The 13,280-nt window shown below is 62.1% G+C and carries 12 protein-coding genes; 6 read left to right on the top strand and 6 right to left on the bottom strand.

What is annotated here, in order from left to right; translation table 11 throughout:
- Window positions 1-154: 154 nt before the first annotated feature.
- A complete protein-coding gene (locus AC13QO_RS19080) occupies window positions 155-982 on the top strand; it encodes a glycoside hydrolase family 16 protein (RefSeq protein ID WP_488541526.1) in 828 nt (275 codons plus the stop codon).
- Window positions 983-1,001: 19 nt separating this feature from the next.
- On the opposite strand, the gene AC13QO_RS19075 is transcribed toward AC13QO_RS19080, so the two are convergent.
- From AC13QO_RS19075 to AC13QO_RS19050, 6 genes are all read right to left on the bottom strand, one after another.
- Complete coding sequence (locus AC13QO_RS19075; protein ID WP_488541525.1) at window positions 1,002-2,081, bottom strand: ABC transporter ATP-binding protein; 1,080 nt, start codon at window positions 2,079-2,081, stop codon at window positions 1,002-1,004.
- Window positions 2,078-3,007 carry a PfkB family carbohydrate kinase gene (locus AC13QO_RS19070; protein ID WP_488541524.1) on the bottom strand — a complete coding sequence of 310 codons (930 nt, stop codon included), beginning with the start codon at window positions 3,005-3,007 and terminating at the stop codon, window positions 2,078-2,080. Before AC13QO_RS19070 ends, AC13QO_RS19075 begins: the two co-directional genes overlap by 4 nt.
- Window positions 3,008-4,030 carry an SIS domain-containing protein gene (locus AC13QO_RS19065; protein ID WP_488541523.1) on the bottom strand — a complete coding sequence of 341 codons (1,023 nt, stop codon included), beginning with the start codon at window positions 4,028-4,030 and terminating at the stop codon, window positions 3,008-3,010. It abuts the gene before it with no gap.
- Complete coding sequence (locus AC13QO_RS19060; protein ID WP_488541522.1) at window positions 4,027-4,872, bottom strand: carbohydrate ABC transporter permease; 846 nt, start codon at window positions 4,870-4,872, stop codon at window positions 4,027-4,029. Before AC13QO_RS19060 ends, AC13QO_RS19065 begins: the two co-directional genes overlap by 4 nt.
- Window positions 4,872-5,756 carry a carbohydrate ABC transporter permease gene (locus tag AC13QO_RS19055; RefSeq protein WP_488541521.1) on the bottom strand — a complete coding sequence of 295 codons (885 nt, stop codon included), beginning with the start codon at window positions 5,754-5,756 and terminating at the stop codon, window positions 4,872-4,874. Before AC13QO_RS19055 ends, AC13QO_RS19060 begins: the two co-directional genes overlap by 1 nt.
- Before the next feature lie 74 nt (window positions 5,757-5,830).
- Entirely contained in the window at window positions 5,831-7,069 is a 1,239-nt protein-coding gene (locus AC13QO_RS19050) for an extracellular solute-binding protein (protein ID WP_285194087.1), read from the bottom strand.
- Window positions 7,070-7,295: 226 nt separating this feature from the next.
- Here AC13QO_RS19050 and AC13QO_RS19045 point away from each other — a divergent pair, with 226 nt between their 5' ends.
- From AC13QO_RS19045 to AC13QO_RS19025, 5 genes are all read left to right on the top strand, one after another.
- The gene (locus AC13QO_RS19045; RefSeq protein ID WP_285194089.1) at window positions 7,296-8,501 is read left to right on the top strand and encodes an ROK family transcriptional regulator; all 1,206 of its coding nucleotides are present in this window, start codon (window positions 7,296-7,298) and stop codon (window positions 8,499-8,501) included.
- A 364-nt stretch (window positions 8,502-8,865) separates the two neighbouring features.
- Window positions 8,866-10,221 (top strand): extracellular solute-binding protein, encoded by a 1,356-nt coding sequence (locus AC13QO_RS19040; protein ID WP_285194091.1) that lies wholly within the window; start codon window positions 8,866-8,868, stop codon window positions 10,219-10,221.
- A gap of 126 nt (window positions 10,222-10,347) precedes the next feature.
- On the top strand, window positions 10,348-11,232 hold the full coding sequence (locus AC13QO_RS19035) for a carbohydrate ABC transporter permease (protein WP_183699029.1): 885 nt from the start codon (window positions 10,348-10,350) through the stop codon (window positions 11,230-11,232).
- A 10-nt stretch (window positions 11,233-11,242) separates the two neighbouring features.
- The gene (locus tag AC13QO_RS19030) at window positions 11,243-12,157 is read left to right on the top strand and encodes an ABC transporter permease subunit (RefSeq protein WP_285194093.1); all 915 of its coding nucleotides are present in this window, start codon (window positions 11,243-11,245) and stop codon (window positions 12,155-12,157) included.
- A 12-nt stretch (window positions 12,158-12,169) separates the two neighbouring features.
- Window positions 12,170-13,279, top strand: coding sequence for a sn-glycerol-3-phosphate import ATP-binding protein UgpC (locus AC13QO_RS19025; protein ID WP_434711205.1), 1,110 nt, complete (start codon window positions 12,170-12,172; stop codon window positions 13,277-13,279).
- The last annotated feature ends 1 nt before the right edge of the window (window position 13,280 follow it).

Below are 13,280 nucleotides of genomic sequence, written 5' to 3'. Positions count from 1 at the left end.
CTTGGCGCTGCTGCTGTGGCAGATCGTCGGACGTCCCGACGGTATCGAGACTATCGTCGTGCAAAGGCTGGCACCGCGGCGAAACGGAGTTCTCACCTCATGATGGCGAGAGGTGAAGTCCAGCGATCGGGTTTGGCGTTTTCGGAGAATCGGAATGCGTTACAGGATATGTTCTAAGACTTTGGGTCTGCTCGTCGTTCTTGGTCTGGGAGCTTTGCCCGGCAAGACTAGCGTCGCCCAGGAACCGATCAACATGAATGCCTATCAACTGACGTTCGAGGAGAATTTTGACAGCCTCGACGTCTCGGCGTGGGGAGAGAGAAGTTCCCGCTGGATCGCTCATACGCCCTGGAACGGCGATTTCGGCGATGCCCGCTTTACCGATCCGGCTCCCGGCTTTCCGTTCACGACTGATCAGGGAATTCTGAAGATCGAGGCTCGCAAGGGCGAGGATGGAACCTGGCGATCAGGCCTCCTCTCGGCTGTCAATCCGAAAGGCGAGGGCTTTTCGCAGCAATTCGGCTATTTCGAAGCGCGGATGAAGCTGCCGCCGGGCAAGGGGGTGTGGCCGGCCTTCTGGCTCATCGGGCTCGACCGCTCGAAATACACCGCGGAGATCGATGTCCTGGAATATTATGGACGCGCGCCCTACGAGTTCAGCATGGGCTTTCATATCTGGCGCCAGGCTCATGGCGGCCAGAATTCCAACGGCGGCTATTGGAAGACCGTCCAGGATGGTATTTTGAACCGCGAATATCATACCTACGGCGTCGATATCCAGGCCGACAAGACAACGTTCTACCTGGATCGCCAGTACCTGTGGAGCTTCGATACACCGACGGAGTTCCACATGCCTTTCTATCCGCTGGTGAATCTGGCGCTCGGCTCGGGTTGGCCGATCGACGAAACGCCGAACCCGTCCATCCTGCTCGTCGACTATATCCACGTCTACAAGCGCAAACCCGCTGATGTGGCGAACTGAACAAGCAGCGCCGTCCGTTCTATCGCTTGCTCCGGCAACTGAGACCGGTTTGCGGATCGAAGAGGTGCATCGCCTCCTCGTCGAAGAAGAGGGTGAGTTTGTCACCCTCACGGACCGGCGTGCGCGGCGGCAGGCAGGCCATCAACCGCTGGTTTCCGGCCAAGGCGGTGACGACGAGCTCCGGGCCGGTCAACTCCGCAACCTCTGAAGTTGCCTCGAGCGAAGCCCCGGATCCGGCCGTTCGAAGGGACTCCGGGCGGATGCCGAGAATGAGGTCGCGGCCATCGGCCGCCGCCTTGCCGAAACGGACGGGCAGAGGCAGGCTGGCATTGGAACCAGAGAGCACCAGTCGATCATCCCGGACGGTTGCCGTCAGCAGGTTCATCGGCGGCGCGCCGACGAAGGTGGCGACATAGAGCGTCGCCGGACTGTTGTAGATCTCTTCCGGCGTGCCCAGTTGCTCGATGCGGCCGTCGCGCATGACGGCGATGCGGCTGGCAAGCGTCATCGCCTCGATCTGGTCATGAGTGACATAGACGACCGTGGTCTTCAGCATCTGGTGCAGCCGCTTGATCTCGGTGCGCATTTCCATGCGCAGCTTGGCGTCGAGATTGGAAAGCGGCTCGTCGAAGAGAAACACCTCCGGCTTGCGCACCAGCGCACGGCCGATCGCAACGCGCTGCCGCTGGCCGCCCGAGAGCTGGCTCGGCTTGCGATCGAGCAGATTTTCAATCTGCAGGAGCTTTGCCGCATCGCGCACGGCCCTGTCGCGCTCCGGCGCCGGAACTTTGCGCATTTCCAGCCCGAAGCCGATGTTCCGGTGCACCGTCAGATTGGGATACAGCGCATAGGATTGAAAGACCATTGCGATGTCGCGGTCCTTTGGATGTACGCGGAGCACCGAGCGGCCGCCGATCCTGACATCACCGCTCGTCGCATCGGCAAGGCCGGCGATGATGTTCAAGAGCGTTGACTTGCCGCAGCCGGAAGAACCGAGCAGGACGAGGAATTCGCCGCTTTCCAAAGAGATATCGATGCCTTTCAGCGTCTCGACGTCGCCATAGGTCTTGCGGATATTTTCGATGTCGAGCGCGCTCATGATTGTGGCTCCTGAGGAGAGGCCGGGTCGCCGTAGCTGCGGGGGAGGGTGGAGATGGCGCGCGAGGCGACCTCGGTTCCCGCTCTCAGGCAAGACGTCAAAGGTTCATCCTTTGCCAGCGCTGCGAGGAAGGCGGCATTGAAGACATCGCCGGCGCCGATCGTGTCGACGACCGAGACAACGGGCGCGGCCACCGACACCAGCTGGCCGTCAGGTCCGATCGCGATGGCGCCATCGGGGCCGCGTTTGACGACGACGATCGCACCTTGCGGCATATGCGAGCTGATGTGCCGGGCGGCTTCGATCGGATCGGCGATGCCGGCAAGCGTCGTCGTTTCGACCTCGTTGAGCAGCGCGATGCGGCTGCGTGAAAGCCAGGCCCGTGTCGCAGCGCAATTCTGCTCGGTCCAGCCGTCGAGCGGCCAGCCGGTGTCGAGGGCGACGGCGATGTCATGGCTCTCGGCCCAGTCGAAGAAGGCGTCGTATTGGCTGGTCAGATCGTCGGTGAGAAAGCCGCCGCAGAGAAGCGCGTAGCCGCCGCGCAGACTTTTGCCGTCGATGACGGCGAAGACATCGGCCAGGCTGAAGCGCGGCAAGTGGCCCCGCGTCGTGAAGAAGGTGCGTTCGCCGTCGGGGTGGGTGATGCCGACGGAGAGGGTCGTTTGTTCAGGACGCATCGGCCACTTCTCGGAACGGTGGCCGAAGGCTTCGGCCAGCCAGCGACCGAACTGGTCGCTGCCGATATTGGCGGCGATCTCGAATTCGACGCCGAGCGCCTTCCAGGCGAGCGCGCTGTTACCGGCCGATCCGCCGACCCTGAGTTCGTCATGATCGACGATGATTTCCGTGCCGGCCTTGGGCCAGGGGGCGGCTGGTCCGAGGATCAGGTCGACATTGACATTGCCGATGACTGCAAGCGGCCGCATTCATTCGCTCCGGGTAATCTTGGTGGATCGAACCGGTGTTCCGGCATTCTCGACGCGGGCGTCGGCGAAGGCGATCATCAGCCGCTGCGCAACCGGCAGCATCGCAAAGATCGCAGCGAGGCCCGTTGCCGGGGGAAAGCGGATTGTGACCGCCCCGGCGACCGGAGCTTCGGTCGATGCGTCAAAGAGGATGACGGGAGCGCCGGTCTCTACAGCAGACATCGCCATTGCCGTTACCAGGCCGGCCGTCTCGTCCAGACCGCGGAACAGCACGACGCCGATCTCCGGCCCCAGCATTTCCATCGGGCCATGGCGGAGCTGCCCGCCTTCGAGGGAAAAGCAGGGGCGGCGCGAAAGCTCCGTCAATCCGAGCGCCAGCGCTTCGGCGACACCTTGCAGGCGGCGGCCTGACGTGACGACGGTCGCGACGTTTTCGAGTGCTGCAAGCGCGGCTGCGACGTCATGCTCTTCCGGCGACCTGAGGACGGCAAGCGCCGGGGCCGGATCTTCGCCAAGGGCGGCGAGGATTGCCAGATGCAAAGCAAAGGTCACCGTCAGGCTGCGGGTGGCTGCAAAGGCGAGCTCGGTGCCGCCGCTGCCGATCAGCGAGGGGGCGGTCCTGGCCAGGAAGGAACTGCCTTCAAGCGTCAGGCCGAAAGTTTCCGGCGTCCCGCCGGTCTCGTTGAACCAGCGCATGACCTCGGCGCTTTCGCCCGATTGCGAGGTAACGAAGATCGTCCTGCCGCCGATCGGCAGCGGCTGGCCAAGCTGCTCGGAGAGCGGCAGCGCGACGGCATCGATGCCAAGACCACGGTAGAGTGGTTCGACGGCGCGGTTTACCGCATGCGAGCCGCCCATGCCGGTCAGGAGCAGGCGGACGGTCTTTTTCAGCGAGGCGGCGGCTCTTGCCGCCATCGGCCCGGCGGATTCGTAGGAGGCGATCGCATCGGCGTGCTGGCGGGCCATTTCGCGATCGATCGCCGCAAGCCCGGCGGGCTGGTTTCTTTCTGTCGTCATGTTCATCCCTTGACGCCGCCGCTGGTGAGCCCCGAGATCAGGGCGCGTTGCATGACGAGACCGATCAGCACCGGGGGCAGGGCGGCGAGCACACCTGCCGTGGCGATCAGTCCGTAATCGGAGACGCGGCCGCCGGCGAGATCGGCGATGGCGACGGTCAGCGTTTTGGCGCGCTGATCCGAGGTGAAGAGCAGCGCATAGAAGAATTCATCCCAGGCAAGCAGGAATGCGAAGAGGCTCGAGGTGGCGAGCACGGGGGCGGCGAGCGGCAATGTAATGATCCGGAGCGTCTGAAACAGGCCGGCGCCGTCGATCATTGCGGCGGATTCGATTTCGCGCGGGATGGAATCGAAGCCGGATTTCATCAGCCAGGTGGTGAAGGGCGCGAGGATCGTCAGATAGACGAGGGCGAGGCCGAAGACGTTGTTCAGCATGCCGAGATAGGAGAGGCCCATATAGAGCGGTACGGCGAGCGCCACTGGCGGCAGCATATAGGTTGCGATCACCATCGACAGCGACCAGCCGACGGAAGGTGTGCGCGACACGGCCCAGCCGGCGGGAATGGCAAGCGCGATGGCGGCGATCGTCGCCGTGCTCGCCACCTCGATGCTGTTGCGCAGCGATGAGGTGAAGGCGGCGCCGGCGCTGTTTTCGAGTGTCGACAGCAGCACCTGGTATCGCGAAAAATCGACGGCATGCGGCCACCAGCGCAGCGGCTTTGCGGCGAGATCGGCAGCCGGCGCGATGCTCATGATGAAAAGCCAGAGGATCGGTGCCAGGATGACAGCGGCAAGCAGCAGGGCGCAGAGGTGAATGAAGGCTGAGAAGAGCGGGCTCCGGCGTTCCATCAGGTGGCACTCCCGGCGGTCTTGCGCACAAGAGCCGCGTAGCCTGCGGCCAGCAGCGTCACCAGCAGCGTGACAATCAGAGCGAGCGAAGCGCCGGAGCCCGCGCGCTGAAAGGAGAAGGCTTCCTGATAGACGAGGATCGAGAGCGTGCGGGTGCTGTTCGCCGGTCCGCCACGGGTCATGACCCAGATAATGTCGAACACCTTGAAGGCTTCGATCGTGCGCAACACCAGCGCCACCATCAGCGGGCCGGCGAGATAGGGCAGGATGACGAAGCGGAAACGCGCGAATGGACCGGCGCCGTCGACGAGCGAGGCGGCGGTGATGTCGCGCGGCACGGCCTGGAGTGCGGCAAGCGCGATCAGTGCCACCAGCGGAAAGTTCTTCCAGCAGTCGGCGACGATGAGGGCGGCGAGCGCCGTGCCCGGTTCGCCGAGCCAGGAGCGGTAGGCGTCGAGCAGACCGAGCTGCGTCAGCGCGGCATTCAACGCGCCGTATTCGGGGTTGTAAATCAGCCGCCAGAGGGTTGCGTTGACGACGGTCGGCAGCGCCCAGGGCAGGATCATCAGGGCGCGCAGCGCAGTGCGGCCACGGAATCGCTGGTTCAGCAGCAGGGCGGCAAGAACGCCGATCACCATTTCGGCGGCGACGGAGATGATCGCGAACCATGCGGTGGTGATGAGCGTACGCTGGAAATTCGAGCCGGAGAGCATCTTCACGTAATTGTCGAGGCCGACGAAGCGTCCTTCGGTGCCTACAAGCTTGGCATCGGTGAAGGAGAGGCCGACGGTATCGACCAGAGGCCAGCCGATCACCGAGATCATCACCACGAGAAGCGGCAGCATCAGAAGCCACGCGCGGGTTGTCAGCCGAGTGCCCGACATCGAGGCGACCCTTTTCATTCATAGGTTATGGAGGCCGGGCGGCGGCAGGCGCCGCCCGGATGTTCATGCCGGGCTCAGAGACCGCTGTTTTCGGCGGCCGATTTCAGCGCGTCCTCGGGGGTGGACTGGCCGAGCAGCGATTCCTGGATCGCCTGCTGCAGCGCGGTCGACAGCTCCTGATATTTCGGCGTCGTCGGGCGCGGATACATGGCGGCGAGGCCGATCTTGGCGGCGGCTATCAGCTCTTCCTGCCCCTTGGTGACGGCAGGGTCCTCATAGGAGGATGCCCAGATCGGCAGGCTGAGCTTGGCATAGGCATTCTGCGTGGCCTGCGAGGTCATGAAGGTAATGTACTTCCAGGCCTCATCGGGATGCTGGCTGGCGGAGGTGATGCCGAGGCCCATCGAGCCGTTGACGGCCGAAGCTTCGCTTTTGCCGGCAACGCCTGGCGCCGGCACGACGCCGACCTTACCAGCGACCTTGCTGTCCTTCGGGTCGTTGGCCATGTTGTACATGTAGGTCCAGTTCAGCGCGAAGGCGGCATCGCCGTTCTGGAAAACCTTGCGGACGTCCTCTTCTAGGAATTCCTTGGAGTTCGGATTGGTCAGGCCTGACGTATAGCTCGTAACCATGTATTTCAGCGCATCGAGACCGCCCCCGGTCTGGAAGGCCGGCTTGCCGTCCTTCAGGAAATCGCCGCCATAGGCGCTGACGAGCGTGGTGTAGTCGCAGATGGCGGCTTCGGCCTGCGACCAGCTCCAGGCGATCGGCGTGGCGAGCAGACCCTTGTCCTTGATGGTCTTTGCCTGTTCGGCCAGTTCGTCCCAGGTCTTCGGTGGCGCCTTGATGCCGGCCTTCTCCAGGATCTCCTTGTTGTAGAACAGATATTTCGTATCGAGGATCCACGGCATGCCGTAATATTTGCCGTCATACTGCACGGTGGTCCAGGCGCCCGGCAGCACGCCTTTCTTCATCTCGTCGGTGATGCGGGAGGAGACGTCGACCAGCACCTTGTTGGTGGCGTATTCGGCCGGCCAGATGACGTCGAAGAGGACGACGTCGTAGCCGCCGCCGGAACCCTGGGCCAGCACCGTCTTATCGTGCAGGCCTTCATAGGGGACGAATTCGAGATTGACCTTGATATCCGGGTTCGCCTTGACGAAGGCATCGGTCATGGCGCGCACGTCGGCCTCGCTGTAAGCGGCCTGCGCCATGAAAAGTGCATTCAGCGCCGTTTCGGCGAAAGCATGCGGAGCAAAGGATGCGCCGATCAAGGCCGCACCCAGAAGCGTCTTATTGAGAGATTTCAGCATTGCAGCCTCCAGTTTTTGAAATTTACGCATGACCGAGGGCGGTTTCGCCGCCATCGATTTTCGAGAAGGCACGCGTGAAAAAGCGTGCCGGGCCATCATCTCGGAGCGTCTTTGGATGCCCTTCGCGGCCTCCTGCGTTCCCTGGGACTCTCCGGTCCCTATTAAGTCAAATGTCTTGACTTATTACTTTGCCAACATTCTACTGGAGTCAAGAGGCAATTGACACATGAGCGACATCAGGCCGATCCGAGCCAAGAGCGGCACCAATCACGAAGGCACCAGCGCGCATAACAGGCGCGTGATGATCGATGCGTTGAGGATCAATGGTGCGCTCTCACGCGCCGATCTGGCGCGGGCGACGCGGCTGACCAAGCAGACGGTGTCGAATATCATCGAGGAGCTCGAGCGCGATGGTCTCGTCGGTTCGCAGGAGGCTGTGCGCAAGGGCAGGGGCCAGCCCTCGACGCCCTACGGCCTGGTGCCCGAAGGCGCTTTCGCGATCGGCCTGCAGATCGACCGGCACGTGACGCGGGCGGTCGCCGTCGATCTCGTCGGCAGCGTTCTCGTACGCGCAGAAGCCGGACTGCCGCCCGGAGGTCCGGCGACGGGAACGAAGGTCATTCTCGATCTCGTCGCCGGTGTGCGTTCCAGGCTTGCCGTTATCGTCCAGCAGTCGGAAAAACGGCTGGTCGGCCTCGGCGCCGCAATGCCTGGCCCGTTCGGCATGGAAGGCAGCGGCGACGATCCCTGGATGATGGAGGCTTGGCAGAAGTTTCCGCTCCTGGAAACGCTGAGCGACGGCACCGGCCTCGATGTCAGTCTTCAGAACGATGCGGCAGCGGCTGCGACCGCCGAGCGCATGGTGGGAGCCGCCCACGGCATCGACCATGCCGTCTGTCTGTTCGTCGGCTACGGCATCGGCGCCGGCCTGATCCTGAATGGCGAGCTCTATCGCGGCGCCAACGGCAATGCCGGCGAGATCGGCATGGCGCTGCTGTTTGCCGACGGCAAAACGACGCCGCTCGAACATCGCGCCTCGCTCGCCTCGCTCTACCAGCACCTACCGGCCGATCCGGCCGATCCCGATCTCCATGCGCGCATCAACGAGCTTGCCTCCAGCGGGGATCCAAGCTTCGAGGCCTGGATCGAGGCGGCGGCGGCGGACCTGCGCTGGAGCATCCATCTCATCGAGACTGTCTTCGATCCGCAGACGGTGATCCTCTGCGGCAGCGCACCGGAAGCGCTGGTGAACAGGCTGATTGCAGCGATCGGCCCGCTGCTGCCTTCGATCGCTGAGAGGCGCGGCCGGATGCTGCCACGGCTGCAGCCCGGCATGGCCGATCCCTGGTCGGTGGCGCTCGGCGCGGCCGCCGGCCCGATCAGCCGTGCATTCGATCCGCGCTTTGCTGCAATTTTGAAGGATTCTCTGTGATTTTCGGGCTGAAACCGGGCGTTGCACAGCAGCGCAACGATAAAAACGCGAATGTTTTTCGCAAGTTTCGTTGTCTTCGGCCGCGCGAACAGGGATGCCTTGCAGCAATATAAGTAAAATATTGCAGACTCTTAAAAATGACGGTTATTCGAATATATGTGCGTACATCTGACAATATATTTAAGGATGGATCAAATATTCTCAAAATACTTCTCCTGGTGTTTCGAATAACGATTGCATGTCATTTTTGTGACAACTAGAATTCGAACATTTCATGTCATGTAATATTCATTGGCAGCGGCAATTTGAACCAGCTAAATGGGCGTGCGCTTAAAGCGCGCCCCTTTCTACGTTGGAGGTTCTCATGCAAGCCAAGCTTCTCGGCGCCGTTGGCGCCCTTCTCGCCGCAGCGTTTCTTGCTGGGCCCGCTGCCGCCGCCGAAAAGACCAAGATTGACTTCTGGTTCGGCAATTCCGGTGACATCGCAAAGCGTGTCCAGGAACAGTGCGATCGCTTCAACCAGTCGCAGGCCGATTATGAAGTCGTCTGCACCAGCCAAGGCAGCTATGACGCTTCCCTGCAGAACACGATTGCCGCCTACCGCGCCGGCAAGCAGCCGACCATTGCCCAGGTGTCCGACGCCGGCACGCTCGACATCATGCTTTCCGGCGCCTTCTACCCGGCAAACCAGCTGATGACCGACATGGGCTATACGGTCGACTGGAAAGACTACTTCTCCGGTATCGCAAACTACTATGCGACGTCGAAGGGCGAGATGTACTCCTTCCCCTTCAACTCGTCGACCGCTCTGCTCTATTGGAACAAGGACGCCTTCGCCAAGATCGGCAAGGACCATGCTCCAGCCACCTGGCAGGAAGCCGGTGAAGATTTCAAGGCCCTGAAGGAGGCCGGCTACGCCTGCCCGCTCGGCTTCGATATCTCCAACAACGAAGTCTGGCAGTACATCGAGCAGTTCGAAGCCGTCAACGGCGAAGCGATCGCGACGAAGAAGAACGGTTTCGAAGGCCTCGACGCCGAGCTGGTGTTCAACAAGAACCCGCTTCTCGTCAGCTACATCAAGGACCTCAAGTCCTGGTACGACAACAAGCTCGCCATCATCAAGAACAAGGCCGTCGGCCAGACCTTCGTCGAAGCCTTTGCTGCCGGCGACTGCCAGGTCATCCTGACCTCCGTCGGTGACCATGGCAATATCGGCCGTACCGCCAAGCAGGGCATGAACTGGGGCGTGGCAATGCTCCCGACCTATGGCAATGCAACCCGTCACAGTTCCTTCGTCGGCGGCGCTTCGCTCTGGGTCTTGAAGGGGCATACCGATGCCGAATACAAGGCTGCCGCTGCCTTCTTCAACTTCATCGCCAAGCCGGAAGAAGCGCTGACCTGGTCGACCGTCACCGGCTATATCCCGGTTCGTAACTCCGGCTTCGAATATCTGAAGAAGCAGGGCTTCTACGAGAAGGCGCCCTATGCCGGCCGCGAGCTCGCCATCCAGAGCCTGACCGCATCGCCGGCTGACGATACGGCTCCGCACGGCATTCGCCTCGGCGGCCTGCTGCAGGTCCGCACCGAGATCGCCAACGGCCTGCAGGCAATCTTCGTCAACAATGCCGACGTCCAGGCTTCGCTCGACGGCGCTGCCGATCGCGGCAACCAGCTGCTGCGCCGCTTCCAGCAGACCTACAAGAACGTTCAGCTTCCCTGATCGTCCGATATGCGCCGCGCCCGGCCTGCCTTGCGGACCGGGGGCATCCTTGTACATTCATACCGGGGCTGCGGAGGCGAACTCGCCGCCCGTGCTTAAACCAGACCAGGTCGAAAACGATCACCCATGGAAAAGCGCGTCACTTTCTCCTCGACGACGATCGGATTGCTCTTCGCGTTTCCGATGCTGCTGCTGATCTTCGTCTTCTTCTATTGGCCGAGCGCGCAGGCGCTTTATTGGGCGTTCACGCTCGAGCAGCCATGGGGCGGCGGCAATGCCTGGGTCGGCTTTGACAATTTCAAGCAATTGCTCAGCGACCCGATCTATTGGGATTCGATCAGCCGCAGCATGGTTTTCGCCTTTAGCTCGACGATCATTGCCATGGGGTTTGCGCTCGTCCTGGCGCTTTTGACGGATCGTGAACTGCGCGGCCATAAAATCTATCGGTCGGTCTTTATCTGGCCCTATGCGATCGCTGCTCCCGCTCTCGGTCTCGCCTTCCGCTTCATCCTGGCGCCGGAGGCCGGCCTTCTCTCCGTTATCAATCACGTCTGGCCCGGCCTCTGGAACCCGGCGCTCGACGGCAAGGACGCGATGATCGCCGTCATCATCGCTTTTTCGTGGAAATATATCGGCTATAATTTCATCTTCTTCCTTTCAGCGCTTCAGGGCATCCCGCGTTCGCTGATCGAAGCGGCCGCCATGGACGGCTCCGGGCCGCTGCGCCGCATGTGGGACCTCCAGCTGCCGCTGCTGACGCCGACCTTATTTTTCCTGCTCGTGATCAACATCACCGAAAGCTTCCAGGATTCCTTCGGCATCGTCGACGTCATGACGCAGGGCGGTCCGGCCCGAGCGACGGAACTGATGGTCTACAAGATCTATTTCGACGGCTTCAGAGGGCTCGATTATTCGGGCGCCGCCGCCCAGTCGATCATCCTCATGGCGCTCGTCGTCCTTCTCACTGTCTTCCAGTTCCGCTTCATCGAGCGGCGCGTGCACTACAAGTGAGGCCGCTGACATGATCGAACGCACGCCGATATTCAATTTCGTCTGTTATACGCTTCTGGCGCTCGGCATGGTGATCGCACTTCTGCCTTTCGTCATCGTCATCATCGCATCGACGCTCGATCTGGAGACGGTCAACCGGGTGCCGCTGCCGCTCACTCCGGGTTCGCATTTCTGGGAAAATGCACAAGCTGCTTGGGTCCGCGCCGATCTCGGCAACAAGCTGGTTCACAGCATCATCTTTGCGACCGCGGTCGCCGCCGGCAAGGTGATCCTGTCCGCCATGGCCGCCTTCTCGATCGTCTACTTCCGCTTCCGCGGCCGGCATCTGATCTTCTGGATCATCTTCATCACGCTGATGCTGCCGCTCGAAGTCCGCATCGTGCCGACCTATTCGATTGCGGCCAACGCGCTGCAGCCGTTCCAGGCAATGCTCGACGTCACGGGGATTACCGCGCTCGTCGCCTGGGTGTCCGGCATCCAGATCAAGCTCGAATGGGGGCTGTTGAATTCCTATACCGGTCTCGTGGCGCCGCTTGTGGCTACCGCCACCGGTACCTTCCTCTATCGCCAGTTCTATCTGACTGTCCCCGATGAGCTCGCCGAGGCAACAAAGATGGACGGCGCCGGCGCCGTCCGTTTTTTCGTCGATATACTGCTGCCGTTGTCGCGGTCGAATATGATCGCGCTGTTCACCATCATGTTCGTCTGGGCCTGGAACCAGTATCTCTGGCCGCTGCTCGTCACCACCGATCCGAATTTCGGCATTGCGGTGACGCAGCTGAAGACCCTTATCCCGTCCGAATTCGGCCTGCCTGACTGGAACGTCGCCATGGCCGGTACACTTATCATCATGTCGCCGCCGTTGCTGCTCGTCATCCTGATGCAGCGCTGGTTCGTGCGCGGCCTCATCTCCACCGAGAAGTGAAGGAACAGTCCTGTGGCACCGATCTCGATCCGTGATGTGAAGAAGAGCTACGGCAAACATCCTGTCGTTCATGGCGTCGATCTGGAGATCCAGTCCGGCGAATTCATCGTCATCCTCGGTCCGTCCGGCTGCGGCAAGTCCACGCTGCTGCGCATGATCGCCGGACTGGAGGAAATCAGCGGCGGTGAAATCGCCATCGACGGCCGCGTCGTCAACCAGCTCGAGCCGCGCGAGCGCGGCTGCGCCATGGTGTTCCAGAACTACGCACTCTATCCGCATATGACCGTCGCCGAGAATATCGGCTATGCCTTGAAGGTTGCGGGCGTTGCGAAGGCGGAGCGCAATCGGCGCATCGCCGAGGTCGCCAAGGCGCTCAGCCTCGAACCTTTCCTCGACCGCCGCCCGGCCGCGCTTTCCGGCGGCCAGCGCCAGCGCGTCGCCATGGGGCGCGCGATGATCCGCGAACCGAAGGTGTTCCTCTTCGATGAGCCGCTGTCGAACCTCGACGCCAAGCTGCGCATCGCCATGCGCGCCGAGATCCGCCGCCTTCACCGCCGTCTCGGCGCCACCTCGATCTTCGTCACCCATGACCAGACCGAGGCGATGACGCTGGCCGACCGGCTGGTGGTGATGAACGGCGGCAGGGTGGAGCAGGTCGGCACGCCGGAAGAGGTCTATCATCATCCGGTTTCGCGCTTCGTCGCCGGTTTTGTCGGCACGCCGGCGATGAACCTGCTCGAAGGCACGATCAACGACGAGGGCGTCTTCGTCTACGACCAGAGCCGCAAGATCGCGCTGCCCCGCGAACGCGCCGCGCCGCTGAAGGGCAAACGCGTCGTGCTCGGCATGCGCGCCGAGGCGGCCCGTTTGGTGGCTCCGGATGCGCCCGGCGCATTGGTGGCAACGGCCGATTTCATCGAAGAGCTCGGCGCAAGCCGCGTCGTTCATGCCGATTTCGACGGGCTGCCCTTTGCCGTGGCGCTGACCGAGGCCGTGACCGTGAAATCGGGGGATCCGATCGGTATCGCGATCGATCACAATGCGATCCACCTCTATGCCGCCGATACCGGCCGGATCATCGAAAACCCGGCGGTGAACAGCGCCGGCGCCGTTCACGCCTGAG

This window comes from Rhizobium sp. CNPSo 3670 (genome assembly GCF_057784555.1).
Note: the sequence above shows the minus strand (reverse complement) of the source record. Positions and strands in the feature narration are given on the sequence as shown.